Raw genomic sequence first — 25,424 nt, forward strand, 5'->3', positions numbered from 1 at the left:
CGAGTCGGCGCGTTAGAACGCGCCGGCTCGGCGAGATCTTTCTAGAGAACCGCCTCGTCGTCACCCGAGGCGGTGGCGGCTTCGACCGCGGCGAGGAATCCGTCGGCCCAGGCCTTGGAGTCGTGGTGGCGGACGGTGTCCCACAACCCGCGCATCCGGTCCTTGGCCTCGGCCTCGTCCATGTCGACGGCCTGCAGGAAGACCCGGACCATGTCGGAGACATCGTGGGGGTTGGTCAGCACCGCGCCGCGCAGCTCGGCGGCCGCCCCGGCGAACTCGGAGAGGACCAGCGTGCCGCTGGTGCCGAGGAGACCATGGACCGCGGCGTACTCCTTGGCGACCAGGTTGAGGCCGTCGCGCAGCGGGGTGATCCACATGATGTCGGCGTTGGCGTAGTAGGCCAGCAGCTCGTCGAACGGGATCGGCCGGAAGTAGAAGTGCACCGGCATCCAGCCCATCCGCGAGAACCGGCCGTTGATCCGCCCGACCGCCTGCTCGATCTGGTTCTGCAGCGTCTTGTAGACGGTCATCTCGCCGGCCGCGGGCACGCACACCAGCACCAGCGACAGCTCACCCAGCAACGACGGGTCCTCGAGGAGCGCCCGCTCGAAGGCCTCGAGCTGCTGCAGGACGCCCTTGGTGTAGTCGAGCCGGGATACGGCCAGCGCGATCCGCTGGCCCTCGAACTCGTCCGCCACCCGAGCGATCGAGCTCTGCACCGCCGGGGTGGCCAGCGTCTGCTCGATCCGGGTCGTGTCGACGCTGACCGGGTTGGCGCCCAGGTGCACCCGGCGCCCACCGACGTCGATCACCGAGGGCATGGTGTCCAGACCGAGAGCGAAGCCGTACGTCCGGAACCGAGGCGCCGAGTCCTCCGTCTCGACGACCTCGACCGGCGCCACGCCGCGGGCCACGTCGACGAAGTTCTCGACCTGGCGGGGGATGTGGAACGAGATGTAGTCGCACTGCAGCAGCGAGCCGATGATCTCGCGGCGCCACGGCACCACGTTGAACACGTCCGCACCGGGGAAGTGGGTGTGGTGCAGGAACGCGATCTTCACGTCCGGCCGCATCTCCCGCAGGTAGGCCGGCACCATCCACAAGTTGTAGTCGTGGATCCAGACGATGCCTCCGTACGCCACCTCGGCCGCCGCCTGCTCGGCGAAGGCCCGGTTGACCCGGCAATAGACCTTCCAGTCCTCCTCCTTGAACTTCGCGCGTTCCCAGAAGGTGTGCAGCAGCGGCCAGAACGCTTCCTTGGAGAAGCGTTTGTAGAAGACGTCGACGTCCTTCTTCGACAGCGGCAGCCGGGAGGCCACCAGGCCCGGGTAGAGCTTGGGGTCGACGACCGTGTGGGTGGCGAACTTGCCGCGCTTGGGGTCGTCGATGGACCAGGCGACCCAGGACCCGGTGCGCTCGGTGAAGAAGGAGAGCAGCGTCGGGATGATGCCGTTGGGGGACTTCGGGCGCCGGCGCTTGACCTCTCCGTCCTCGATCACCTCGTCATAGGGGAGCCGGTGGTAGACCATCACGAGGTCGGACTTCCCCGGGTCGTCGGCGTCGTTCTCCGGGTCGTAGATGTGCTCGTCGTCGAGCAGGTTGAAGTGCCTGATCGCCTGCAGGATCCCGCCGGTGCCGGGGGAGGTGGCGTGGAACGTACGCTCCTTGTCGCGGGTCGCGTCCAGGAGCAGGTCCTCGGCCTCGCCGACGCAGACGCCCGGGAACCCGATGTCGTACATCGACAGGTCGTTGAGCGTGTCCCCGGCGACCAGCACGCGGTCCTTGGGGATGCCGAGGTGCTCGACGAGCTTGGTGACGGTGTAGCCCTTGTTGATCCCGGCGGGCAGCACGTCGAGGTAGTGGCTGGCGGAGTAGAGCAGGTCGCAGCCGATCTCCGCGACCAGCGGTGCGAGGTCGTCGGTGACGGCCTCGGGGTCGCAGAAGTAGGAGACCCGGCGGTCCTGCGGCACGTTCTGCCGGACCAGTCCGGGGCGGTCGCCGATCTTCTCGAGCACGGTGAGCTCGCCCGGCCACTTGGCGGCGATCTCCTGCTGGATGGGCTCGACGGCGAGCAGGTCGTGTCCGGTCACGATGGTCGCGCCGACATCGCAGATGATGAAGTCGGGCGTCGGGATGGTCGGGTCCGCGAGCAGGGGCAGCACCGACTCCAGCCCACGACCGGTGACGAAGGACAGCAGTACGTCCTCGCGGCGGCTCAGCGTCTGGTACAGCTTGACCTTAGCCTCGGGGTCGCCGGCTAGGAAGGTTCCGTCCAGATCGGTCGCTAGCAGCATGCGTGCGTTGGCAGCGGACGTGTCGTTCACAAGTCTCCTCGAGGGTCGCCTGGCCTCGAGGCCGATTCGGCAGCTGGCCCGAGGCTGCGGACCCCTTGGAGGATCCGCGGGTCGACCAACCAGGCTAACAGGGGCACATGTCAGGCCGGGAACGGGCGGTTGACGCATCATCGAACCCGCGCTGAGTAGAGCCTCTCAGGAGGTCCACAAACTCGTAAGAAATTGGATGCACCTGTTCGATAACTCCATCGAGGATCCGTCGTTGATGGGGCATGCGGATCCTGCCCGCGGCCTTCAAGAAGACCGCGGGCGACCACGGTCCTCGACGTTGATCACGGGGGGCGCCGAGGCCCATGGCCGGCACGCAGATCGGTGCCGCGGGCAGGGTCCACAGCTCGTACGGATCGGTTCTCGATCCTCTTCCTCCCACCATTTCGAGCCTTTCGGCGGGTGGCTGACAGAATGCGCACATGACCGGCAGCACTGCTCCTACGACTAGGCCCAGGGTCCTTTCCGGCATCCAGCCGACGGCGGACTCCTACCACCTCGGCAACTACCTCGGCGCGGTCCGGCAGTGGGTGAGCCTGCAGGAGGAGCACGAGCCGTTCTTCTTCATCGCCGACCTGCACGCGATCACGGTCGAGCAGGACCCGAAGGTGCTCCGGGAGCGTACGCGGCGGGCCGCCGCCCAGCTCCTGGCCGCCGGTGTCGACCCGGAGCGATCCGCGATCTTCGTCCAGTCACACCTTCCCGAGCACGCCCAGCTCGGCTGGGTGATGCAGTGCATCACCTCGTTCGGTGAGGCCCGGCGGATGACCCAGTTCAAGGACAAGTCCGCCAAGGGTGGTGAGGGCGCGGCCTCCGTCGGCCTCTTCTCCTACCCGATGCTGATGGCCGCCGACATCCTGCTCTACCGCCCGGCGTACGTCCCGGTCGGCGAGGACCAGCGACAGCACCTCGAACTGACCCGCGACCTCGCGCAGCGGTTCAACAGCCGTTACAAGAAGACGTTCCGGCTTCCCGAGCCCTACATCCTCAAGGAGGTCGCGAAGATCTACGACCTCCAGGACCCGGCGATCAAGATGTCGAAGTCGGCCTCGAGCCCGAACGGCCTGATCGACATGCTCGACGACCCGAAGGTCTCGGCGAAGAAGATCCGCTCCGCGGTCACCGACTCGGAGATGGAGATCCGCTTCGACGAGGAGGCCAAGCCGGGCGTCTCCAACCTGCTCCGGATCTACTCCGCGCTGACCGGTTCCGAGATCGAGACCCTCGTCGGCAAGTACGCAGGAAAGGGCTACGGCGACCTGAAGAAGGATCTCGCCGAGGTCGTCGTCGACTACGTCACCCCGTTCCGGGAGAAGACCTTCGAGGTCCTCGAGGACCGGGCGTACCTCGACGGCATCTTGCAGCAGGGTGCGGAGAAGGCAGGCGTGGTCGCCCGCAAGACTCTGGCCGACGTCTACGAGCGGGTTGGCCTTGTGCCCCCCGCGTCGCCGCTCGGCTAGTAAGGTCGGCGCATGCGCACCATCGGTGTTGCCATCGCTATCCCGGAGCCGTGGGCGAGCCAGCTCCAGGACTACCGGACGTCTCTCGGGGACGCGACGGCGACCATGATCCCGACGCACATCACTCTTGTGCCACCGACGGAGATCCACGACGACCTGCTGCCGGACGTCGAGGGCCATCTCGAGTCCGCTGCCTCGCGGGTCGCCCCGTTCAGCGTGCACCTGCGAGGCACCGGCACCTTCCGGCCGGTCTCGCCGGTGGTGTTCGTGGCAGTGGTGCAGGGCATCTCGGGCTGTGAGCAGCTGGCCAATGCGGTCCGGCAGGGTCCGCTCGACCAGAAGCTCACGTTTCCCTATCACCCGCATGTCACGATCGCTCACGACCTTCCCGACGCTAGCCTCGACAAGGCTTTCGGTGAGCTCGCCGACTTCGAGTGCGAGTGGTCGGTCGAGGCGTTCCACCTCTATGTCCACGACGACACCGATGGCTGGCGCCCGACGCGGGAGTTCGCGCTGAGGGCAGCACTGACCGGTTGAGGCGGGCTCGGGCCCGCCCACGAACGATGGATGGGGACCTCGGGATGCTCAAAGAGAAGGTCAAGGCGAAGATCGCCGAGCTGCGGGTGCGGTTTCCGGAGCTGGACCGGGTGGTTCGCACGCAGGAGCACTACGGCGAGGTGGGTGCCGCCCAGCAGGCCGGCGCGATCACCTACTTCGGCTTCCTGTCGACCTTCCCGATCCTCGCGCTCGCGTTCTTCGCCGTGGGCCAGATCGCCAAGGTCTACTCCGGAGCAGAGAGCGACCTCGTCGAGGCGATCGACCATGTCCTGCCCGGGTTGGTCGGCGACGGCGCAGGACAGCTGAAGATCTCCGATATCGAGAGTGCGGCCAGCACGGTCGGGATCATCGGTGTCATCGGTCTGCTCTACGCCGGCCTCGGATTCATCGACGGGCTGCGCAAGGCGCTCGATGCGGTCTTCCTGGTGCCCGAGGAGGAACAGCCGGGATTCCTGGCGGCCAAGGCCCGCGACCTGGTCGCACTCATCGGGCTCGGGCTGATCCTGCTGGTGGCGGTGGCGTTCACCGGCCTCGTACGCACCTTCTCGGTCAACGTCCTGGACTGGATCGGCCTCGACGAAGGCTTCGGCTGGCTGATCGTCCTCCTCACCCTGGTGCTCGGCCTCGCCGCCAACACGGTGCTCTTCTTCGCGATGTTCCACCTGGCACCCCAGAAGGACACCCCGAAGGCTCCCCTGTGGGTCGGGGCCGTGCTCGGCGCGATCGGCTTCGAGATCCTCAAGCAGGCTTCGACCCTGCTGCTCAAGGCCACCCAAGGACAGCCCGCTTTCCAGGCCTTCGGCATCGCCCTCATCCTGGTCGTCTGGATCCACTACACCTCGATGGTGATCCTGTACGCCGCCTCCTACGCCCACGTGAGGGCGACTCGATCGTCATGAGAGAGTCGGTTCATGAAGCTCGAGAAGACTGACGGCGCGCTCCTCCTGGTCATCGGCATCTGGACGATCGCGATCTGGACCAACTTCGGCCGCAACCTCGTCAAGACCGCCAAGGACCCGGAGCAGACCCGTCCGAAGCCCTACTACATCGCCCACGCCGTGCTCGTGGTCGTCGACGTCCTTCTCGGTGGACTGCTGATCAAGCTGGGCGTGCAGCGGCTGCTGACGAGGGGATAGATCCTCAGGGGGACTCGGCCGTGTCGAGGTGGTCGACGAGGTCGGTGAGCTGGTCGCGCAGGGCGAGCGCCTCGGCATGGGTGATCCCCATCGACTCGCCGAGCTGCAGCGGCACGCCGGAGACCTGCTCCTCCAGGGCCCGGCCGTCGTCGGTGAGGCTGACCAGCACCCGGCGCTCGTCGCCGGGATCGCGGTCGCGCCGCACCAGGCCGGCGGTCTCGAGCCGCTTCAGCAGCGGCGTCAGGGTGCCGGAGTCGAGCCGTAGCCGCTGGCCGAGGGAGGTCACGGTCGACGGTTCGTCGCCCTCCCAGAGCACCAGCATCACCAGATACTGCGGATAGGTCAGCCCGGTCCCCTTGAGCAGCGTCACATAGCGCTTCGTGACGGCTCGGGTCGCTGCGTACAGAGGGAAGCAGAGCTGCAGGTCGAGCGCGAGCTGCGGATAGGTACGTCCGGACACATCCATCAGTCTACTCCCTTGCGCTATTGAGTTGTGCGCAATATAGTTGTGCACATGACACCGATCTACACAGCCACCGCAGTCAGCACCGGCGACGCCCGTAACGGCCACGTCCAGTCCACCGACGGTCTCATCGACGCCGACGTCCGCATCCCCAAGGAGATGGGTGGTGAGGGTGGCGCCACCAACCCCGAGCAGCTCTTCGCCGCCGGCTACGCCGCCTGTTTCCACTCCGCGCTCAAGCTGGTCGCGGGCAAGGCCAAGGTCGACATGACCGACTCCGAGGTCGTCGCCGACGTGAGCATCGGCAACAACGGTGAGGGCGGCTTCGGCCTCGCCGTTCAGCTCGAGGTCACCATCCCCGGCACCGACGCGGCCACCGCCCAGCAGCTCGCCGAGCAGGCCCACCAGGTCTGCCCCTACTCCAACGCCACCCGCGGCAACATCGAGGTCAAGCTCACCGTCGCCTGAGGTTCCCGTTAGCGATACGACGGGACGTACTTGTCCACTACCGCCTGGTAGGCCGACAAGAACGTCCCGTCGTATCCGTTGTGTGGTGGTTATCCACAGGGGCGCACCTAGCTGGGTGCGGGTTGATCGGATGTGGCGGACCATCGCTCTGTGATCTCTCGGGCTGCCCACTTCCAGCCGGCTCCTCACGGGGGCCGGGCGCTGGGGCTTGTCGCGCCGGTGCGGGTGGATCCGACCGGCGAGAACGGGCCGACGCCCGGGCAGGTACGGGGGAGCGCTTGGCGGAGGACCGGCCCTGGCTTGTACGTCCCTTCCTTTGTCGACTCCGATCGACCGCAGCAGCGTGTTCTGGAGGCGGCCACAGAGATCCCGGGAGGACACGTCACCGGCTGGGCAGCCTTCGCCTGGGCCGGCGCGCGCTGGTTCGATGGGGTCGACGGGAACGGCAATGCGAGGCCGGTGCCGATCGTCGTCACCAATCATCGCTATCGGACCCGGCCTGGAATCCTGCTTTCGGCCGAGCGCCTGCCACTGGGCCAGTGGTACGTCCTCGATGGCGTCAGCGGAACCCATCCGCTGCGGTCTGCGGCGTTCGAGGCGCGTCGGGCGACGACGCTCGGGCACGCGGTGGCCGTGCTCGACATGGCCCTGCAGACCGACCGTGTCTCGATCACCGAGCTGGTCGAGTATGCAGGCACGCTTAACGGTTGGTACGGAGTGGAACAGCTCCGTCAGGCCATCGGGCTCGCCGACGAGAACAGCTGGTCGCCGATGGAGCCCGAGATGCGCCTGCACTGGCAGCTCGACCTCGGTCTTCCGCATCCACTGTGCAACCATCCGATCTTCGATCTCGCCGGAGATCACATCGGCACCCCGGACCTGCTGGATGTCGAGGCCGGAGTCGTCGGCGAGTACGACGGCGGTTTCCACCTCGCCGGCGAGCGGCGGGCAGGCGACATCCAGCGGGAGAGCCTCTTTCGCAGGGCAGGTCTGGAGTACGTCACGATGACGTCGTTCGACCGGCGTGATCCGACTCGTTTCCTGCAGCGTACGCAAGAAGCGCGAGCGCGAGCGCTGCGCCAAGGTCAAGAACGCAGATGGACAGTGGACCCACCGCCCTGGTGGACCCCAACCGTCACGGTCGAACAGCGCCGGGCCCTGACGAAAGCCCAACGAAGGCGCTTCCTGAGAGGAGTCGCATGAGGCGGTGTTGGTGGATACGACGGGACGTTCTGGTCGTTCTACTCCCGGGTAACGGACAGGAACGTCCCGTCGTACCGGCGCCTGGCCGGATGCCGAAGGGCCGCTCTCCCGAACGGGATAGCGGCCCTTCTGACGTATGGCGACCAGACGGTCAGCCGAGGATCAGCGACTTGCGCAGGTCCTTGTTGAGCTGGGAGATCACGTCGAGCGGGATCTCCTTGGGGCAGGCGGCGGCGCACTCACCGATGTTGGTGCAGCCACCGAAGCCCTCGGCGTCGTGCTGGCCGACCATGGACTGCACGCGGGAGTAGCGCTCCGGCTGGCCCTGCGGCAGCTCACCGAGGTGGGTGATCTTCGCGCCGAGGAACAGCGACGCGGAGCCGTTCGGGCAGGCGGCGACGCAGGCGCCGCAGCCGATGCAGGTGGCGGTGTTGAACGCCCGCATGGCCTTGTCGCGCGGGGCCGGCACCGAGTTGGCCTCGGGGGCCGAGCCGGTGTTGGCCGAGATGTAGCCGCCGTTCTGGATGATCCGGTCGAACGCGGAGCGGTCGACGATCAGGTCCTTGACGATCGGGAACGACGAGGCGCGCCACGGCTCGATGGTGATGGTGTCACCGTCGTTGAACGAGCGCATGTGCAGCTGGCAGGTCGTGGTGACCTCCGGGCCGTGTGCCTCGCCGTTGATCATCAGCGAACACATGCCGCAGATGCCCTCGCGACAGTCGGAGTCGAACGCGACCGGCTCCTCGTCGTTGTGCAGGAGCTGCTCGTTGAGCAGGTCGAGCATCTCGAGGAACGACATGTCCGAGGACACCCCGTCCAGCTCGTACGTCTTGAGCGCACCCTTGTCGGAGGCGTCGGCCTGCCGCCAGATCTTCAGCGTCAGCTTCACTTGTAGGACCTCTGCTTCATCTCGATGGCGGTGTAGATCAGGTCTTCCTTGTGGAGCACCGGGGCGCCGTCCTCGCCACCGAACTCCCAGGCCGCGACGTAGGCGAACTCGTCGTCGTGACGCAGTGCCTCGCCCTCGTCGGTCTGGGACTCGCCACGGAAGTGGCCGCCGCAGGACTCGCGGCGGTTGAGCGCGTCGATGCACATGAGCTCACCGAGCTCGATGAAGTCGGCGACGCGGTTGGCCTTCTCCAGGTCCTGGTTGAGCGACTCGGCGGAGCCGAGGACCTTGACGTTGGTCCAGAACTCCTTCTTGAGCTCGCGGATCAGGCCGATGGCCTTCTTGAGGCCCTCCTCGCGACGGTCCATCCCGCAGTATTCCCACATGATCTGACCGAGCTCCTTGTGGATGGACTCCACGGAGCGCTCGCCGTTGATGTTCATCAGCTTCTCGACCCGGGAGGTGACCCCTTCGAGAGCTTCGACCACGGCCGGGTGGGACTCGTCGATCTTGTCGAACGGCCCGTCGGCGAGGTAGTCGGTGATGGTGTTCGGCAGCACGAAGTAGCCATCGGCGAGACCCTGCATCAGCGCCGAGGCGCCGAGGCGGTTCGCACCGTGGTCGGAGAAGTTCGCCTCGCCGGTGCAGAACAGACCGGTGATGCTGGTCTGGAGCTCGTAGTCGACCCAGAGGCCGCCCATGACGTAGTGCACCGCCGGGTAGATCCGCATCGGCAGCTCGTAGGGGTTCTCGCCCGTGATCCGCTCGTACATGTCGAGGAGGTTGTCGTACTTCTCCTCGATCTTGTCCTTGCCGAGGCGCTCGATCGCGGCACCGAGGTCGAGGTAGACGCCGCGGCGGAACTTCTTCACCGTGCCGTCGGCCTGGGTCTCGTCGACCTCCGGCCCGACCCCGCGGCCCTCGTCGCACATGTACTTCGCGGCACGCGAGGCGATGTCGCGGGGGACCAGGTTGCCGAACGCCGGGTAGATCCGCTCCAGGAAGTAGTCGCGGTCCTCCTCCGGGATCTCGCGCGGGTCCTTGGTGCAGTCCTCGGCGTTCTTCGGCACCCAGATGCGGCCGTCGTTACGCAGCGACTCCGACATCAGGGTCAGCTTCGACTGGTGCGCGCCGGTCACCGGGATGCAGGTCGGGTGGATCTGCGTGTAGCAGGGGTTGGCCATGTACGCGCCCTTGCGGTGCGCACGCCAGGCGGCCATCACGTTCGACCCCATCGCGTTGGTCGAGAGGTAGAAGACGTTGCCGTAGCCGCCGGTGGCGAGCACGACCGCGTCGGCCAGGTGGGTCTCGATCTCGCCGGTGACCATGTTGCGGGCCACGATGCCGCGGGCACGCTCGTCGACGATGATCACGTCGAGCATCTCGTGCCGGGTGAACTGCTCGACGGTGCCGGCGGCCACCTGGCGCTCCATGGCCTGGTAGGCGCCGATGAGGAGCTGCTGCCCCGTCTGGCCGCGGGCGTAGAACGTACGCGACACCTGGACGCCACCGAAGGAGCGGTTGTCCAGCAGGCCGCCGTACTCACGGGCGAAGGGAACGCCCTGCGCCACGCACTGGTCGATGATGTTGGTCGAGACCTCGGCGAGGCGGTAGACGTTCGACTCGCGCGAGCGGTAGTCGCCGCCCTTGACCGTGTCGTAGAAGAGCCGGTAGTCGGAGTCGCCGTCGGACTTGTAGTTCTTGGAGGCGTTGATGCCGCCCTGGGCGGCGATCGAGTGGGCCCGGCGCGGGGAGTCCTGGTAGCAGAAGGACTTCACGTTGTAGCCGGCCTCGCCGAGGGTGGCAGCCGCGGCGCCACCGGCCAGGCCGGTGCCGACGATGATGACGTCGAGCTTGCGTCGGTTGGCCGGGTTGACCAGACGGTTCTCGAACTTGCGGGTGGTCCAGCGGTCCGCGATCGGCCCGGTGGGCGTCTTAGGGTCGACCAGCTTGTCGCCGAGGACGTAGTAGCCCGCTGCGTCGTCGGATTTCTGGACCGAGGCCTCGTTGGTCGGGGTGAGGCCGGGCAGGTAGTGGGTTCCAGCAGCCATGTGTCAGATGTCCTTACGAGATGACGCCGAAGACGGTGAACAGGGGGACCAGCGAGAAGCCGCCGGCGATCACGATCGCGACGACCCAGCCGGCGACGCGGGCCCTGGCACGCGACTCAGCGGAGTTGGTGAACCCGAGCGTCTGGATGGCGCTGAAGGTGCCGTGGTGCAGGTGGAACGCGAGCGCGAGCATGGCGAACAGGTAGATGAGGACCATCCACCACTGCTCCGGCTGGAACGCCGCGGTCAACAGCCGGTACGGGTTCTCGGTGATGCCCGCAGCCTGTCCGCCCTCGCCCACGTTGATCTTGACGATGGTGAACTGGAGCAGGTGCCAGACGACGAAGAGGAGCAGGGCCACGCCGCCCCAGCGCATGGTGCGCGAGGAGAGCGACGAAGCCTTGTTCTTCTTCACCGCGTACTTCACCGGGCGCTGCGCGTGAGCACGCATCGAGAGCGCCACCGCCGAGCCGACGTGAGCCACCAGCGACGCCAGGAGCACCACTCGCAGGATCCAGAGGAGGCCGCCGTACGGCAGCATCGGCTCCCCGAACGTACGCAGGTGCTCGGCATACTCGTTGTAGGCCAGCTCGCCGCTGAAGGCTTTGAGGTTGCCGTACATGTGCAGGAGCACAAACAGGATGAAGACGATGCCGCTGGCCGCCATAAGGAGCTTCAGGGCGATCGTCGAGCGCGTCGACCGCGCGCCTTTGATCAGAGTCGTGGTTGCCACGGCACGCACGCTACTACCCCTCATACCCGAACTTGTACGCAGGGAGTATGTGACATTTTCGTCGCTGCGCGGGCGGGCGGGGTTACTGATCAGTATCTTGGCAACGGGTTAGGCAAGCCTAACAGCAGGGCGCGCATTCTCCGTGGTGACAGCGTGAGATTGTGAGGACCGGACCTCGCGCAGCGCGACCAGACGGGCCAGCAGCTCGTCGGCCGCATCGGTCCACGGCCGCGTCGCGACCAGCTCCCGACCGCGGTCGCCGAGCAGGTGCCGCCGGGGGTCCGAGACGACCGAGGCGACCGCATCCGCGAGCTCGCGGGCGCGGGCCGGGTTGTAGAGCACCCCGGTCTCCATGTGCTGGACGATCTCGGCTGCCGCGCCGGCCCGCGGGGCGACCACCGGGAGGGCGCTGGCCGCGGCCTCACGCAGGATGTGGCCACATCCCTCCTCCTCGCCGGGGTGGACGAGAACGTCGAGCGAGGCCAGGGCGATGGCCAGGTCGCCGGTGCCGAGCGGGCCGGTCAGCTTCGCCTGCGGGATCCGCTGCTTGAGCCAGCCGCGCTGGGGCCCGTCGCCGATGATGACGAGGCGGATCCCGGGCACCACGGTGAGCTCGGCGAGGCGGCGTACGCCATGGCTCTTGGCGAGGTTGCCCGCGTAGCCGACCACGACCAGAGGTGTCGGGCGCGACTTCGACCTGGACCAGCGGCGATGGAGCCAGTCGTCGCGCAGACTGGGCGAGAACGCGGCCGTGTCGACCCCCGGCTCCCACACCTCGGCGGCGACGTCGATCGCCGCGAGCATGCGGCGCAGGAACTCGCTTGTGACAAAGATCTCATCGGAGTACGCGGCGATCGAGGTGCTCCAGGTGAGCGCCGCCTTCGGGGAGAGAGGGGACTGCTGGACGACCACGGTGGTCGCCGTGGCCGCCGTCGGAGACGAGAGCGCCTTGCGGCCCATCCGGCCCGGATCGAAGCTGACCACGACGTCCGGCTCGAAGGCCTCCAGGGCACTGCGCACCTGGCGGCCGGTCTTGGCGATCGGCGAGACGCGGACGACCCTGCTGTTGCGGTAGACCGGGAGTCCGGGGCCGGGTGCGATGAACCGCACCTCGTGGCCCGACTCGATCATGCGGTCGGCGATGGCCTTCACCGTGGTTGTGACACCATCGATGGTAGGAAAGAAGCTCTCGGTGACCAGCGCCATCTTCATAGGACCAGCGTCCTGCCCGGGGATGGCGAGAGCACGACATGTGCGTTGACCTGGGATGAACCATTTGCACGACCAGTAGACGACCAGCGTGATGAGGACAATCAGTGGCGGTACCCAGACGGGTCTGGACGCTTTCGGCAGCACTCGCGATGGCGGCGGTCGTGGGTGGCGTCGGACTGGCGGGCTGTGGCCGGGCGCCGACCCAGCAGCCGTCTGCCGAGCACGTCTCTGAGCAGCCCTCGACCGCGACGCCGGCCTTCGAGATGCCGGTCGAGAAGCCCAACCTGCTGATGATCACGGTCGACGACCTCTCCTCCCTCGACATGGACTACCTGCCGAGCGTGCAGAAGCTGGTCGGCGAGAGCGGGGTGACCTTCACCGACGCGGTCGCGCCGACGCCGATCTGCGTGCCTGCCCGCGCCTCGCTGCTCTCAGGGCAGTACGCCCACAACCACGGTGCCCACACCATCCACGGTCCCGAGGGCGGCTATCCGTCCTTCGACGACTCCGCGACCCTGGCCACCTCGTTGCAGGAGGCCGGCTATTCGACGGTGTTCACCGGAAAGTACCTCAACGAGTACGGCGAGGCGGGGAGCGAGCGCGACCTGCCGCCAGGGTGGGACGAGTGGCGCGCGACCGTCGACCCCTCGACCTACAACTACCTGGGCGCCAAGTTCAACGTCAACGGACGCCTGGTGAAGCCGAAGGGCTACTCGACCACCGTCATCACCCAGCAGGCGCAGGCGGCGCTGAAGGACGCCAGGAAGAAGGCCGGGGAGAAGCCGTGGTTCCAGTGGGTCAACTACGTGGCGCCGCACATCGGCGGGCCGACGGAGAAGGGCGACCCCAAGCAGCGCTTCCCGGGCACCAAGGGCGCGATCGGCGTACCGGTGCCGGATGCACGTGACCGGGACACCTATGCCGACAAGCCGATCCCGCGGCAGCCCAACCTGTTTCCGGAGGCGCGCAAGGAGTTCCCGAAGGGGTCGCCGTCGCGGAAGAACCCCTCGCAGATCGAGAAGGACGCCTACCGGCTCTCCTACCAGCGGCGGATCGAGTCGGCGCGCAGCCTGGACCGCAACATCGCCTCCCTGCTCGGCGGGCTGAAGAAGAGTGGCGACCTGGCGCGCACGTTGGTCGTGTTCACCTCCGACAACGGCTTCTCCAGCGGCTACCACAACTTCAACGGCAAGCTCTGGTACTACGAGGAGTCGCTGCGGATCCCCGTGCTGATGAGCGGACCCGGCGTACCGAAGGGGCGTGAGGTCGGGACCACGCTGACCAACCCGGACATCGCCACGACGCTGCTCGCGGCGGCCGGTGCGAGCGACCCGCACGAGCCCGACGGCATCGACATCATGCCGTGGCTGCGCGCGCCCGAGCAGACCCGCGTCGTCCCGATCGAAGCGTGGCCGACCACCGACGGGACCTCGCGGCTCTGGTCCGGCGTGCGCGTGGGGCGGTGGACCTATGTCGAGCTCGAGAACGGTGGGGTCGAGCTCTACGACCGCACCAACGATCCGTACGAGATGACGAATCTCGCCGACGACCCGGGCCACGCCGAGACGGTCTCGCGGTTGGCCGCCCTGACCGAGAAGTACCGCGACTGCGCCGGCGACGAGTGCCCCAAGAAGATGTACGCCGCGGATGGACCGCTTGATCTGACAGGCATCTAACGGGTTAAAGTGGACTAAATAACTCTTATTACTTGGGAGTGTTTGGCCATGCCGGTAGGCAACCTGTTCACGCGTCGCAAGCGTGCTGCTGTGGCGACGGTGGCGATGAGCGCCCTCGCGGTGACCGGCCTCGTCCACGAGCCGGCCGCCGTGGCGGCGGCCCCGACGCGTACGCCTGTGCTGGAGCGGCCCGCGGAGAAGCCGAACCTGCTGATGGTCACGGTCGACGACCTCTCCTCCCTCGACATGGACTACCTGCCGCAGGTGCGGAAGCTGGTCGAGCGGGCCGGGGTCACCTTCTCCGAGGGGATCGCGCCGACGCCGATCTGCGTGCCGGCGCGGGCCTCGCTGCTGACCGGGCAGTACGCCCACAACCACGGGGCGCGCACGATCGAGGGGCCGTACGGCGGGTATCAGGCCTTCGACGACTCCTCGACGGTGGCCACCTCGCTGCAGGACGCGGGCTACTCGACGATCCTGGCGGGCAAGTACCTCAACGGCTACGGCGAGGGTTCGAGCCGCGGCGACGTGCCGCCCGGCTGGGACCAGTGGCGCGCGACCGTCGACCCGTCGACCTACAACTTCCGCTCGCCGAAGTTCAACGTCAACGGCGAGATCATCAAGTCGAAGGGCTACTCCTCGACCGTCATCACCGACCACGCGAAGGCGGGGATCGCGGCCGAGCGGGGGTCGGGGAAGCCCTGGTTCACCTGGGTCAACTACGTCGCTCCGCACCACGGCGGGCCCTCGGGGCCCGATGACCCGAAGAAGGTCTACCCCGGCACCGACGCCGCGCTGTCGGTGACCGTGCCGGACACCCAGGACCGCGGCTACTACGACAACGTGCAGATCCCGGCGCGGCCCAACCTCTTTCCCGAGGACACCTCCGGCTATGCGAAGGGCTCGCCGGGGCGCGGGAAGTTCAACCCGCGGAAGAAGGACGCCCTCCGGATCGCCTACCAGCGCCGGCTCGAGGCCATTCGCAGCCTGGACCGCAACATCGCCTCGCTCCTGAGCGGGCTGAGGAAGAGCGGTGAGCTGAAGCGGACGCTGGTCGTCTTCACCTCCGACAACGGCTTCTCCAACGGCTATCACAACCTCAACGGCAAGCTGTGGCACTACGACGAGTCGCTGCGGATCCCGGTGCTGATGAGCGGCCCCGGAGTGCCGCGCGGGCGTACGGTCCGGACCCCGGTCACCAACCCGGACATCGCTGCGACGCTGCTGGCGGCGGCCGGGGCGCGCGCTCCCGGCCCGTTGGACGGGATCGACATCATGCCGTGGCTGAGCGCGCCCGAGCAGGTCCGCGCGATCCCGGTCGCGGGCTGGCGGGTCACCGACGGGAGCAGGCAGCTGTGGTCCGGTGTCCGGGTCGGCTCCTGGACCTACGCCCGCCTGCACACCGGCCAGGTCGAGGTCTACGACCGCTCCTCGGACCCCTACGAGCAACACAACCTCGCCGCCGACCCGTCGGTCGCGGAGACCGTCAAGGCGCTCGAGCGGCTCGCCGATCGCTATCAGGACTGCGCCGCCTCGACCTGCCCGAAGGACCTGTACGCCGCCGGTCGCGCTCTCGACCTGGAGGGGCTGTGACGAGTGCTGTGACGCGGGTCGGCGACCTGGAGCGCGAGGCCGCGCGGGCGCGGCTCGTCGAGGCGTACGCCGCGGGGAGGATCGACGCGCCCGAGCTGGAGTCGCGTGCCGAGGCGGTGTGGGGCGCGGCGAGGTCCGCCGACCTCGCCGCGGTGGTCGACGACCTGGGGGAGGAGGAACCCGTCTCCTCGCCCGGGGCGGGCCGGGGCTTCGTACGGGATGTTCTGGTGTTCCTGCTCTGTGGTGCGATCGCGATGGTGGCGTGGCACCTCACCGGCCGAGGGTTCTTCTGGCCGGTGTGGGTGCTCGTCTACACCGGGCTGCCGCTGCTGCGCCTCTGGCGCGACTAGGACTGCTTGGCCGACTGCTTGGCCGACTGCTTGGCCGACAGCTTGGTGAGAGTGTCGGCCGGGACGTTGCCCGACTCGATCTCCCGCGCCAGCTCCTTGATGCGTACGCCGCTGGCGGTCCAGCTGCCCGCGCGCTCCTCGTGGATGGGGGTGAAGCCGCGGCGTACCTCGACGGTCCAGTGGCGGCCGAAGACGACCCGGGCACCGATGGCGAAGGGGAGGATCGCGAGCAGGAGGACGAGCTCGATGCCGGTCAGGAGCATGATGCCGACGACCACGACGATGATCGGCAGTGCGATGACGAGCCAGAGCACCAGAAGGATCGCGCTGATCGGATCGTCGCCGGCCGGCGGGCCGATCGGGACCTCGAGCCCGCCAAGACTCAACCGTCGTGACTTCCGCTGCCATGGGACCCAACGCCGGGTCACCCTGTGGGCCTGCCCGCCTGGAGTGCGTACCTTCACGGCGGTCAACCTAACGGCGCGTCTCAGTTAGCGGTTGTAAACCTCACACTTTGTGGTCACCGCCACTTCATCGGCCTAAGGTTCGATTTATGAACGACGCCGCTCGCGACGACTCGTTGCGCCTTGCCCAGCCGGCGGATGCCCATTCCCAGGCAGAGTGGGAGGCGGCGACTGCTGCCGTCCTCCGGAAGGGCGGTCGGCTGAGCGCCGACGACGCCGACTCGCTCGTCTGGGACAAGCTGACCCGCACCTCTCTCGACGGACTCCGGATCGCCCCGCTGGGCCTTCCCGGGGAGCCCTACGACGAAGCGGCCCGTCCCACGCGCTCCGGCGCCTGGGACATCCGCTCGCTCGTCTCCGGTCTCTCCGGCGTGGACGCCAAGGCGGCCAACGAGGCCGCACTGGTCGACCTCGACGGCGGGGTCTCCTCGCTGTGGGTGGCCGCCGACGAGACGACCGACCTCGCGGTGCTCCTGGACAAGGTGCTCCTCGACCTGGCTCCGGTGGTGCTGGACGCGCCGATCGGTGCGGTCAAGGTCGCCCAGAACCTGCTCGCGCTGATCGCCGAGCGTGGCGCCGGGCTGCACGCCGCGACCAACCTGGGTGCCGACCCGATGGGCGCGCTGCTGCGCGACCTGCCGCTGGCACCCGACGAGGCGTTCGCCGAGCTGGTCGACCTCGCCCGTCTCGCGCAGGGGATCGGGGTGCGCGCGATCGTGGTCGACGCCACGGCTGCGCACGATCTGGGTGCGTCCGACGTCCAGGAGCTCGGCTGGTCGATCGCGGTCGGCGTCGCCTACCTGCGCGCGCTGACCGAGGCCGGCTTCTCGCCCGCCGTGGCGGCGGCGCTGATCGAGTTCCGCTACGCCGCCACCGACGAGCAGTTCCCGACCATCGCCAAGCTGCGGGCCGCCCGCCAGCTGTGGGCGCGGGTCCTCGAGCTCTCCGGCGCCGAGGGCGTCGAGATGCGCATCCACGCGGTGAGCTCGCGGCCGATGCTGTCGAAGTACGACCCCTACGTGAACATGCTGCGCGGCACCGTCGCCGCCTTCGCGGCCGGTGTCGGCGGGGCCGACGCGGTGACCGTGCTGCCGTTCGACTCCGCCAACGGCGTCCCTGACGGGTTCGGGCGACGGATCGCCCGCAACGTGTCCCACCTGCTGATCGACGAGTCCCACGTCGCGGCCGTCGCGGACCCCGCCGGTGGTTCCTTCGCCGTCGAGCAGCTGACCGCCGACATGGCCGCCGCCGGCTGGGAGGCGTTCATCCAGCTCGAGGAGGAATGGACTGGGGCCAACGCCGTCGGAGGCCACGACTTCTCGCCCTTCCGCGACCGGATCGCCGCGGTCTCCGCCGCGCGCGAGAAGGCGATCGCGCGGCGCAAGCGGCCGATCACCGGGCTCACCGAGTTCCCCAACCTCGCCGAGACCCTGCCCTCGCGGCCGCACGATCCGCTCAACGAGCGGGTCGTGCGCTACGGCGCCTCCTTCGAGGTCCTGCGTGACACCCCGGCCACCGCGAAGGTCTTCCTCGCCACCCTCGGCACGGTCGCCCAGCACACCGCCCGGGCGACCTTCGCGACCAACCTGCTCGCCGCCGGCGGCATCGGCGTCGAGGTCGCGGGTGCGACCGCGGACGCCGAGGAGCTGGCCGGAAAGTATCGGGCAGCCGGCACGCCACCGGTCGTCTGCCTGGCCGGGTCCGACAAGACGTACGCCGCGTGGGGTGCGGCCGCGATCGCGGCCCTCCGCGAGGCCGGCGCCACGCACGTGATCATCGCCGGGAAGCCCGACGCCGTCGACGCCGAGGTGGACGACGCCGCCTCGATGGGTGTCGACGCACTCGCCTTCCTGACCGCTACGAGGGAGAAGCTCTCATGACGATTCCCGGCTCGTTCAAGGGGCTGCCGCTGCAGAGTGACCGTGTTGGTTTCGACACGCTCGCTGGCGCTCGCGGCTCAACCAGCGGGGGCACGCCGTGGCTGAGCCCCGAGGGCATCGAGATCCAGCCGGCGTACGGGCCTGCGGATCTCCAGGGTCTCGACGCGCTCGACACCTTCCCCGGGCTGAGCCCGTTCCTGCGTGGGCCCTACCCGACGATGTACACGACCCAGCCGTGGACGATCCGGCAGTACGCCGGGTTCTCGACCGCGGAGGAGTCCAACGCGTTCTACCGCCGCAACCTGGCGGCGGGCCAGAAGGGCCTGAGCGTCGCCTTCGACCTGGCCACCCACCGTGGCTACGACTCCGACCACCCGCGGGTGCGTGGGGACGTCGGCATGGCGGGCGTCGCGATCGACTCCATCTACGACACCAGGACGCTGTTCGACGGCATCCCGCTCGACGAGATGTCAGTCTCGATGACGATGAACGGTGCGGTGCTGCCGGTGCTGGCGCTCTACATCGCCGCGGCCGAGGAGCAGGGCGTCGCGCCCGAGAAGCTCGCCGGGACCATCCAGAACGACATCCTCAAGGAGTTCATGGTCCGCAACACCTACATCTACCCGCCGGCGGCGTCGATGCGGATCATCGGCGACATCTTCTCCTACACCGCCGCGAAGATGCCCCGGTTCAACTCGATCTCGATCTCCGGCTACCACATGCAGGAGGCCGGGGCGACGGCCGATCTCGAGCTCGCCTACACGCTGGCCGACGGCGTCGAATACCTGCGGACCGGTCTGGCCGCGGGCCTCGACGTCGACGCGTTCGCACCGCGGCTCAGCTTCTTCTGGGCGATCGGGATGAACTTCTTCATGGAGGTCGCCAAGATGCGCGCGGCCCGTGCACTTTGGTCGCGTCTGGTCGCGCAGTTCGACCCGTCCAACCCCAAGTCGCTCTCGCTGCGGACCCACTCGCAGACCTCCGGCTGGTCGCTGACCGCCCAGGACGTCTTCAACAACGTCGGCCGCACCGCGATCGAGGCGATGGCCGCGACCCAGGGCCACACCCAGTCGCTGCACACGAACGCGTTGGACGAAGCCATCGCGCTGCCGACCGACTTCTCGGCCCGCATCGCCCGCAACACCCAGCTGCTGCTGCAGCAGGAGAGCGGCACGACCGAGATCATCGACCCGTGGGGCGGCTCCTACTACGTCGAGAAGCTCACCCACGACCTCGCCGAGCGCGCCTGGGCCCACATCCAGGAGGCCGAGGCGGCCGGTGGGATGGCCAAGGCGATCGAGCAGGGCATCCCGAAGATGCGCATCGAGGAGGCGGCCGCCCGCACGCAGGCGCGCCTCGACTCCGGTGCCCAGAAGCTGATCGGCGTCAACACCTTCCGGCTCCCCTCCGAGGACCCGCTCGACGTGCTCAAGGTCGACAACGACCAGGTCTACAAGCAGCAGCTCGCCAAGCTCGAGCGGCTGCGCGCGGAGCGCGACGACGAGGACGTACGCCGGGCCCTGGAGGCCATCACGAACTCCGCCGGTGCCGAGAAGTCCGGGGCGAACCTGGAGGGCAACCTGCTCGCGCTGGCCGTCGACGCGGCCCGGGCCAAGGCGACCGTTGGCGAGATCTCCGACGCGATGGAGAAGGCATGGGGGCGGCACCAGGCCGTCATCCGTACCATCTCCGGTGTGTACCGGGATGAGGCGACGACGTCGGGTGACTCGAAGGTCACCGAGGTGTTGAAGGCGACCAAGGAGTTCGAGGAGGCCGAGGGTCGCCGACCGCGCATCCTGGTCGCGAAGATGGGCCAGGACGGCCACGACCGTGGCCAGAAGGTCGTGGTCTCCGCCTTCGCCGACCTCGGCTTCGACGTCGACGTAGGCCCGCTGTTCTCCACGCCCGAGGAGGTCGCGCAGCAGGCGGTCGACGCCGACGTACACATCGTCGGGGTCTCGTCGCTGGCTGCCGGTCACCTCGCACTGCTCCCCGCGCTGAAGGCGGCGCTGGAGGAGCAGGGGCGCCCGGACATCATGATCGTCATCGGCGGGGTCATCCCGCCCGACGACGTCGCCACGCTCGAGCAGATGGGCGCCGCCGCGGTCTTCCTTCCGGGGACCGTCATCGCCGACTCCGCCATCGATCTCCTCGGTCGCCTGCGGGAGCAGCTCGATCACTGACCCTCCCGGGTATGTCCTCGCCGGGGGCGTCGGGCTCGTCTAGCCTCAGAGCTGTGACGGACCTACGCCCCGGGCGGGCATCCGGGGACGGGCTGGTGAGGGTCGGCGCCTACGAGCTCCTCACCAAGCTCGGTGAGGGCGGCATGGGAGTCGTCCACCTGGCCCGCCACGAGGAGACCGGCGAGCGGGTGGCGCTGAAGGTGCTGCGTACGCATGTCGTGGGGGACGAGGAGACCCGTACCCGGCTCGAGCGCGAGGTGCGGTCGCTGCGGCAGGTGCGCAGCCCGTGGATCGCCGAGATCGTCGATGCCGACCCCTACGCGGACCTTCCCTACGTCGCGACCCGCTACGTGCCCGGGCCGACGCTGCACGACCGGATCAAGGACGACGGACCCGTCGTCGGCGAGGACCGGTTCTGGCTGGCGCGCTGCCTGGCCGGCGGTGTCGCGGCCTGCCACGACGCCGGCGTGCTGCACCGTGACGTGAAGCCTTCCAACGTCGTGATGGAGGGGCGTACGCCGGTGCTCATCGACTTCGGGCTGGCCCGGGTCGCCGACGATCCCAAGATCACGCTCACCGGCTGGCTGGTCGGCACCCCGGGCTACCTGGCACCGGAGATCCTGGAGGGGACGCCCTCGACGCCGGCCAGCGACGTGCACTCGTGGGCGGCGACGACCGCCTATGCGCTGCTGGGACGGCCTCCGTTCGGGACCGGTCCGTCGATGGCCGTCCTGGACCGGGTACGCCGCGGCCAGCACGACCTCGACGGCATCGAGGGTTCGATGCGGGAGGTCCTGACGGCGGCGCTGGCGACGGATCCCGCGGACCGGCCGGGCCTGGAGGAGCTGCGGGAGTGGCTGATGGAGCCCGAGGTGCCGTGGCCGGGAGGAGAGGCCTCGGCGGTCACGAAGGTGCTGCCGGTGACGATGCCGCTGGCCGCCGCGCCCGCGGGCTCCGACCTGAAGCCGACGCTGGTCGATCCGGACGCCGCGTCCGATGCGATGACGGAGGTGGAGGAGGTGCCGCCGACGGCGGTGACCGTCGCCGACGCGCCGGCCGAGCCCCTGGTGGTGCGCCGGTTCGACCCGCAGTCGCCGCCACCGGCTCCGTCGCCCGAGCCCGGGTGGAGCCCGCCCAGCAAGCACGCCAACCTCAAGCGCTGGCCGGGTCCGATGCACTTCCTGATCCTGGTCGCGCTCGCCGCGATCCTCGCCGGGGTCGTCGCTGCGTACCCGTTCCTGGGCGCGGTCCTGCTCGGCCTCGGAGTCTGGCTGCTGAGGGCCGCGTCGCTCGCCTCGGACCACCTGGCGAAGCGTCGCGAGGCGCGTGGACGGAAGTGGTACGACGGGCCGTGGGTGCTCATCCGCTCGCCGTGGGACCTGGTGCGCGCCACTCCCGGAACCGCAGCGGTGACCGTGCTGACCGGCGTGATCGCGGCCGCCGTCGGCGTGGGGTTCCTGGCGCTCGGGGTGCCGCTGGCCGCCGTGCTCTACGCCGCCGCGATGACGTTCATGTCCGCCGCCTGGCTCGCCTCGCAGCGGGTCCGCGACATCGTGGGCCCGGTCGCCCGCGCCGCCTCTTCGCCGTCCCAACGATGGGTCGTGGCCGTCGTCGGCTTGGCGATCATCGCCGCTGCCGTAGCCTGGTACGTGCTGCAGGTGGGTGTCTCGTGGGTCCCGCTGGACGACGTCCGATCGAGCTGGCTGCCCGACGCCGTCCGCAACGTCCTGCCGCGGATCCGCTGACGGTTCACATCGGTGTGTCACCGGTGATCAAGGTGGTACACTTCCGGTTATGCCCACCTCTCGCCCGCGTCACCAGGTGACCGAGACCGACGAACTGGCTGCTGCCCTCGAGGCGGCGGAACGTCGTTGGCCTGGAAAGTCTCGTAGTGCCCTGATCGCGGCCCTTGCCGAGGAGGGCGCGAAGGTCCTCGAACGAGAGGAGGCTGATCAGCTCGCAGCGCGGCGCCGCGTGGTCGAAGCCAACGCCGGCGGTTTCGAGTTCGGTGAGGGCTACCTCGACGAGCTGCGCGAGGACTGGCCAGCTTGATCGTTCTCGACGCGAGCGTCTTGATCGCGTACCTCGACGAGTCCGATGTTCATCACGTCCAAGCGTTGAAGGTGCTCTCGACGACCGAGCGTTACCGGATCCACACGTTGACCCTTGCCGAGGTGCTGGTTCGGCCGACCCGAGAGGGGCGGGCCGCGGAGCTCATCAACAAGGTCACCGCGATCGGGATCGGTGAACTGGAACGGGTGCCCGACGAAGCGCGTGAGCTGGCCGACATGCGAGTCTCCACGCCGCTCAAGATGCCGGATTGCTGTGTCCTCATGGCCGCCACCGCGCATGCGGCGTCGCTCGCGAGCTTCGACGAGCGGCTTCGGGACGTCGCGCGAAGACGTGGGCTTCACGTTCTGCCGTGACTCAGCAGCGCAGCGAAGGGGTTGTGAAGCTGAGCGTGGTCTATGGGTCACTCTCAGCTTCACAACCACCGTATCTCGGTCACGTTGGTTGAGTGGACTGGCGCCCGCCAGGCTCGCTGGTCGAGTCGGACCGCTCGGGACTCGACGAGTTGGCTAAGGTGCTGGCCATGCCAGGGCCCGACGTACAAGACCTTCTCGACGGCATCAGCGACGGCAAGCGGGCGGCGGTGTCACGGGCGATCACGTTGGTGGAGTCGACCAAGCCCCAGCACCGCGACATCGCGCGCGAGCTGCTCACCAAGCTCCCGGCGGGCGACACCGTGCGGGTCGGCATCTCCGGGGTGCCGGGGGTCGGCAAGTCGACCTTCATCGAGGCGCTCGGCAGCCGGCTGACCGCCAACGGCCTCAAGGTCGGGGTGCTGGCGGTCGACCCGTCCTCCGTACGCACCGGCGGCTCCGTCCTGGGCGACAAGACGCGCATGGCCCGGCTGAGTGTGGACCCCAACGCCTTCATCCGGCCCTCCCCGTCCGCCGGGACGCTCGGCGGGGTCGCCAGGGCGACCGTGCAGGCGATGGCGGTGCTGGAGGCGGCCGGCTACGACGTGGTGCTGGTGGAGACGGTCGGTGTCGGGCAGTCCGAGGTGACCGTGGCCGGGATGGTGGACACGTTCCTGTTCCTCACCATCGCGCGCACCGGCGACCAGCTGCAGGGGATCAAGAAGGGCATCCTGGAGATCTCCGACGTGATCGCGGTCAACAAGGCCGACCCCGACGATCCCCACCGGGCCCAGGAGGCCCGCGCGGCCGCCCGCGAGCTCGCCGGCGCCCTGCGGCTGGTGCGCTCGCGCGAGGAGTGGGCGCCGCCGGTGGTCACCGCCTCGGCGCTCCACGACGACGGGGTCGACTCGGTCTGGGAGCAGGTGATGGCCCACCGCACCCACCTCGGCGAGGACGGGCTGCGCACCAAGCGCGCCGAGCAGCAGCTCGACTTCACCTGGGCGCTCGTCCGCGATGAGCTCGACCAGCGGCTCAAGCACTCCGCAGGCGTCAAGGCGATCCGCGACGAGGTGCGTGACGAGGTGCTCTCCGGGGAGCTTCCGGCGACCGTCGCCGCGGACAGGATCCTCGCCGCCTACGACAAGGATTAGTCTGACGGGACCATGCTGGAGCCTGCTGCCTTCCTCGCCGAGCGAGTCGATGCCTACGACGCCGAGCTGACCGACCTGCGCCGGGACATCCACGCGCACCCGGAGCTCTCCTGGCAGGAGCATCGCACCACCGAGCTGATCGCCGAGCGACTGGAGAAGGCGGGCTGGCAGGTCGACCGGCCGTCGGCGACCGGTCTGATCGCCGACCTGGGCGGGGACGGGCAGGACTCGAGGGTCGTCGCGCTGCGCGGCGACATGGACGCTCTGCCCGTCGAGGACGTCACCACCGACATCTGGACGAGCACCGTCCCCGGGGTCGCGCACGCCTGCGGCCACGACGTGCACACCACGGCCCTGCTCGGCGCCGGCCTCGCCCTGGCCGACCTGCATCGCGAGTCACCGCTGCCCGGTGGCGTACGCCTGCTGTTCCAGCCCGCCGAGGAGGTCATGCCAGGCGGGGCGCTGCACCTGATGAGCCTGGGTGCGCTCGACGACGTGGAGCGGATCTTCGCGCTGCACTGCGACCCGACCGTCGACGTCGGCCGCGTCGGGATCCGCTCCGGCGCGCTGACCAGCGCGGCCGACCTGATCGACGTGCACCTCAGCGGCACCGGCGGTCACACCTCCCGCCCGCACCTGACCGGCGACCTCGTCTTCGCGCTCGCCAAGGTGACCACCGAGCTGCCGGTGATCCTGAGCCGGCGGATGGACCCCCGGGCCGGCGTGAGCGTGGTCTGGGGCAAGGTGACCGCCGGCCAGATCCACAACGTGATCCCCGCCCACGGGTCCGTCGGAGGCACCGTGCGGATTCTCGACAGCGACGCCTGGAGCGAGGTCGAGCACGTCGTCCGCGAGGTCGTCGCCGAGATCATCGCGCCCTACGGCGTGACGGCCGCCGTCGACTACACCCGCGGTGTCCCGCCGGTCAGCAACGACGAGGAGTCCCACCAGATCCTCGTCGAGAGCGTCCGCGCGGTTCTGGGGGAGCGGGGGGCCGTCGTCTCCGCGCAGAGCCTCGGTGGCGAGGACTTCGGCTGGTACCAGGAGCAGGTCGCCGGCTCGATGTTCCGTCTCGGCGTACGCACCCCCGGCGGCCCCACCTACGACCTCCACCAGGGCGATCTGCGCGTCGATGAGCGTGCCGTGGGCGTCGGCGCCAAGGTCCTGGCGGCCGCCGCCCACCGCG

The 25,424-nt window shown here is 68.8% G+C and carries 23 protein-coding genes; 16 read left to right on the forward strand and 7 right to left on the reverse strand.

Annotation, left to right across the window (positions count from 1 at the left end):
- Nucleotides 1-41: 41 nt before the first annotated feature.
- Entirely contained in the window at nt 42-2,324 is a 2,283-nt protein-coding gene (gene ggpS, locus ACFU7D_RS16115; protein ID WP_378868720.1) for a glucosylglycerol-phosphate synthase, read from the reverse strand.
- Between the two features lie 440 nt (nt 2,325-2,764).
- On the opposite strand from ggpS, the gene trpS reads away from it, so the two are divergent.
- Genes trpS through ACFU7D_RS16135 form a run of 4 tightly spaced genes read left to right on the forward strand, consistent with a single transcriptional unit; the run spans nt 2,765 to nt 5,496 of the window.
- Nucleotides 2,765-3,802 carry a tryptophan--tRNA ligase gene (gene trpS / locus ACFU7D_RS16120; protein ID WP_378727492.1) on the forward strand — a complete coding sequence of 346 codons (1,038 nt, stop codon included), beginning with the start codon at nt 2,765-2,767 and terminating at the stop codon, nt 3,800-3,802.
- Between the two features lie 12 nt (nt 3,803-3,814).
- Nucleotides 3,815-4,339: a 2'-5' RNA ligase family protein gene (locus tag ACFU7D_RS16125; RefSeq protein ID WP_378727491.1), complete on the forward strand. Its 525-nt coding sequence runs from the start codon at nt 3,815-3,817 to the stop codon at nt 4,337-4,339.
- A 44-nt stretch (nt 4,340-4,383) separates the two neighbouring features.
- The gene (locus tag ACFU7D_RS16130; protein ID WP_378868723.1) at nt 4,384-5,259 is read left to right on the forward strand and encodes a YihY/virulence factor BrkB family protein; all 876 of its coding nucleotides are present in this window, start codon (nt 4,384-4,386) and stop codon (nt 5,257-5,259) included.
- Nucleotides 5,260-5,271: 12 nt separating this feature from the next.
- Nucleotides 5,272-5,496, forward strand: coding sequence for an SCO4848 family membrane protein (locus tag ACFU7D_RS16135; protein WP_141791899.1), 225 nt, complete (start codon nt 5,272-5,274; stop codon nt 5,494-5,496).
- 4 nt (nt 5,497-5,500) lie between these two features.
- Here the strand turns inward: ACFU7D_RS16135 and ACFU7D_RS16140 are convergent, their stop codons facing one another.
- Nucleotides 5,501-5,962, reverse strand: a complete 462-nt coding sequence (locus ACFU7D_RS16140; protein ID WP_378868726.1) for a MarR family winged helix-turn-helix transcriptional regulator — start codon at nt 5,960-5,962, stop codon at nt 5,501-5,503.
- 48 nt (nt 5,963-6,010) lie between these two features.
- Here ACFU7D_RS16140 and ACFU7D_RS16145 point away from each other — a divergent pair, with 48 nt between their 5' ends.
- Both ACFU7D_RS16145 and ACFU7D_RS16150 read left to right on the forward strand, forming a co-directional pair.
- Entirely contained in the window at nt 6,011-6,427 is a 417-nt protein-coding gene (locus tag ACFU7D_RS16145) for an organic hydroperoxide resistance protein (protein WP_378868729.1), read from the forward strand.
- 300 nt (nt 6,428-6,727) lie between these two features.
- A complete protein-coding gene (locus tag ACFU7D_RS16150) occupies nt 6,728-7,630 on the forward strand; it encodes a hypothetical protein (RefSeq protein ID WP_378868732.1) in 903 nt (300 codons plus the stop codon).
- A gap of 151 nt (nt 7,631-7,781) precedes the next feature.
- Here the strand turns inward: ACFU7D_RS16150 and ACFU7D_RS16155 are convergent, their stop codons facing one another.
- The 4 genes from ACFU7D_RS16155 to ACFU7D_RS16170 form a co-directional block, all read right to left on the reverse strand.
- On the reverse strand, nt 7,782-8,522 hold the full coding sequence (locus tag ACFU7D_RS16155; RefSeq protein WP_378727484.1) for a succinate dehydrogenase/fumarate reductase iron-sulfur subunit: 741 nt from the start codon (nt 8,520-8,522) through the stop codon (nt 7,782-7,784).
- Nucleotides 8,519-10,573, reverse strand: coding sequence for a fumarate reductase/succinate dehydrogenase flavoprotein subunit (locus tag ACFU7D_RS16160; protein WP_378727482.1), 2,055 nt, complete (start codon nt 10,571-10,573; stop codon nt 8,519-8,521). Before ACFU7D_RS16160 ends, ACFU7D_RS16155 begins: the two co-directional genes overlap by 4 nt.
- 13 nt (nt 10,574-10,586) lie before the next feature.
- Nucleotides 10,587-11,306 carry a succinate dehydrogenase cytochrome b subunit gene (locus ACFU7D_RS16165; RefSeq protein ID WP_378727480.1) on the reverse strand — a complete coding sequence of 240 codons (720 nt, stop codon included), beginning with the start codon at nt 11,304-11,306 and terminating at the stop codon, nt 10,587-10,589.
- Nucleotides 11,307-11,414: 108 nt separating this feature from the next.
- Nucleotides 11,415-12,518, reverse strand: a complete 1,104-nt coding sequence (locus ACFU7D_RS16170) for a glycosyltransferase (RefSeq protein ID WP_378868735.1) — start codon at nt 12,516-12,518, stop codon at nt 11,415-11,417.
- A gap of 104 nt (nt 12,519-12,622) precedes the next feature.
- Here ACFU7D_RS16170 and ACFU7D_RS16175 point away from each other — a divergent pair, with 104 nt between their 5' ends.
- Genes ACFU7D_RS16175 through ACFU7D_RS16185 form a run of 3 tightly spaced genes read left to right on the forward strand, consistent with a single transcriptional unit; the run spans nt 12,623 to nt 16,137 of the window.
- Entirely contained in the window at nt 12,623-14,194 is a 1,572-nt protein-coding gene (locus tag ACFU7D_RS16175; RefSeq protein ID WP_378868737.1) for a sulfatase-like hydrolase/transferase, read from the forward strand.
- Between the two features lie 48 nt (nt 14,195-14,242).
- Nucleotides 14,243-15,787, forward strand: a complete 1,545-nt coding sequence (locus tag ACFU7D_RS16180; protein ID WP_378868739.1) for a sulfatase-like hydrolase/transferase — start codon at nt 14,243-14,245, stop codon at nt 15,785-15,787.
- A complete protein-coding gene (locus tag ACFU7D_RS16185; protein ID WP_378868742.1) occupies nt 15,784-16,137 on the forward strand; it encodes a DUF1707 domain-containing protein in 354 nt (117 codons plus the stop codon). The genes ACFU7D_RS16180 and ACFU7D_RS16185 overlap by 4 nt, the downstream gene beginning before the upstream one ends.
- Here the strand turns inward: ACFU7D_RS16185 and ACFU7D_RS16190 are convergent.
- Nucleotides 16,134-16,523: a hypothetical protein gene (locus ACFU7D_RS16190; RefSeq protein WP_378868745.1), complete on the reverse strand. Its 390-nt coding sequence runs from the start codon at nt 16,521-16,523 to the stop codon at nt 16,134-16,136. The two genes, ACFU7D_RS16185 and ACFU7D_RS16190, sit on opposite strands and share 4 nt — an antisense overlap.
- Before the next feature lie 167 nt (nt 16,524-16,690).
- Here ACFU7D_RS16190 and ACFU7D_RS16195 point away from each other — a divergent pair, with 167 nt between their 5' ends.
- The 7 genes from ACFU7D_RS16195 to ACFU7D_RS16225 all read left to right on the forward strand — a co-directional run.
- On the forward strand, nt 16,691-18,481 hold the full coding sequence (locus ACFU7D_RS16195) for a methylmalonyl-CoA mutase family protein (protein ID WP_378868748.1): 1,791 nt from the start codon (nt 16,691-16,693) through the stop codon (nt 18,479-18,481).
- Nucleotides 18,478-20,664 carry a methylmalonyl-CoA mutase gene (gene scpA / locus ACFU7D_RS16200; protein ID WP_378868751.1) on the forward strand — a complete coding sequence of 729 codons (2,187 nt, stop codon included), beginning with the start codon at nt 18,478-18,480 and terminating at the stop codon, nt 20,662-20,664. The genes ACFU7D_RS16195 and scpA overlap by 4 nt, the downstream gene beginning before the upstream one ends.
- A gap of 53 nt (nt 20,665-20,717) precedes the next feature.
- A complete protein-coding gene (locus ACFU7D_RS16205) occupies nt 20,718-22,409 on the forward strand; it encodes a serine/threonine-protein kinase (protein ID WP_378868754.1) in 1,692 nt (563 codons plus the stop codon).
- Nucleotides 22,410-22,458: 49 nt separating this feature from the next.
- Complete coding sequence (locus ACFU7D_RS16210; protein ID WP_378868757.1) at nt 22,459-22,716, forward strand: hypothetical protein; 258 nt, start codon at nt 22,459-22,461, stop codon at nt 22,714-22,716.
- Entirely contained in the window at nt 22,713-23,090 is a 378-nt protein-coding gene (locus tag ACFU7D_RS16215; RefSeq protein ID WP_378868760.1) for a type II toxin-antitoxin system VapC family toxin, read from the forward strand. Before ACFU7D_RS16210 ends, ACFU7D_RS16215 begins: the two co-directional genes overlap by 4 nt.
- A gap of 149 nt (nt 23,091-23,239) precedes the next feature.
- Nucleotides 23,240-24,238, forward strand: coding sequence for a methylmalonyl Co-A mutase-associated GTPase MeaB (gene meaB / locus ACFU7D_RS16220; RefSeq protein WP_378727521.1), 999 nt, complete (start codon nt 23,240-23,242; stop codon nt 24,236-24,238).
- A 12-nt stretch (nt 24,239-24,250) separates the two neighbouring features.
- Nucleotides 24,251-25,424: amidohydrolase (locus ACFU7D_RS16225; protein ID WP_378868763.1), on the forward strand; the 1,174-nt coding region annotated here is incomplete at its 3' end.

This window comes from Nocardioides sp. NPDC057577 (assembly GCF_042801335.1).
Classification (GTDB): Bacteria; Actinomycetota; Actinomycetes; order Propionibacteriales; family Nocardioidaceae; genus Nocardioides.

What these genes read in the sequence shown, in the direction of transcription:
- trpS (WP_378727492.1), top strand. Translation starts at nt 2,765, where the DNA reads ATGACCGGCAGCACTGCTCCTACGACTAGGCCCAGGGTCCTTTCCGGC.
- ACFU7D_RS16195 (WP_378868748.1), top strand. Translation starts at nt 16,691, where the DNA reads ATGAACGACGCCGCTCGCGACGACTCGTTGCGCCTTGCCCAGCCGGCG.
- ACFU7D_RS16180 (WP_378868739.1), top strand. Translation starts at nt 14,243, where the DNA reads ATGCCGGTAGGCAACCTGTTCACGCGTCGCAAGCGTGCTGCTGTGGCG.
- scpA (WP_378868751.1), top strand. Translation starts at nt 18,478, where the DNA reads ATGACGATTCCCGGCTCGTTCAAGGGGCTGCCGCTGCAGAGTGACCGT.
- ACFU7D_RS16145 (WP_378868729.1), top strand. Translation starts at nt 6,011, where the DNA reads ATGACACCGATCTACACAGCCACCGCAGTCAGCACCGGCGACGCCCGT.
- ACFU7D_RS16125 (WP_378727491.1), top strand. Translation starts at nt 3,815, where the DNA reads ATGCGCACCATCGGTGTTGCCATCGCTATCCCGGAGCCGTGGGCGAGC.
- ACFU7D_RS16140 (WP_378868726.1), bottom strand. Translation starts at nt 5,962, where the DNA reads ATGGATGTGTCCGGACGTACCTATCCGCAGCTCGCGCTCGACCTGCAG.
- ACFU7D_RS16210 (WP_378868757.1), top strand. Translation starts at nt 22,459, where the DNA reads ATGCCCACCTCTCGCCCGCGTCACCAGGTGACCGAGACCGACGAACTG.
- ACFU7D_RS16135 (WP_141791899.1), top strand. Translation starts at nt 5,272, where the DNA reads ATGAAGCTCGAGAAGACTGACGGCGCGCTCCTCCTGGTCATCGGCATC.
- ACFU7D_RS16170 (WP_378868735.1), bottom strand. Translation starts at nt 12,518, where the DNA reads ATGAAGATGGCGCTGGTCACCGAGAGCTTCTTTCCTACCATCGATGGT.
- ACFU7D_RS16130 (WP_378868723.1), top strand. Translation starts at nt 4,384, where the DNA reads ATGCTCAAAGAGAAGGTCAAGGCGAAGATCGCCGAGCTGCGGGTGCGG.
- ACFU7D_RS16160 (WP_378727482.1), bottom strand. Translation starts at nt 10,573, where the DNA reads ATGGCTGCTGGAACCCACTACCTGCCCGGCCTCACCCCGACCAACGAG.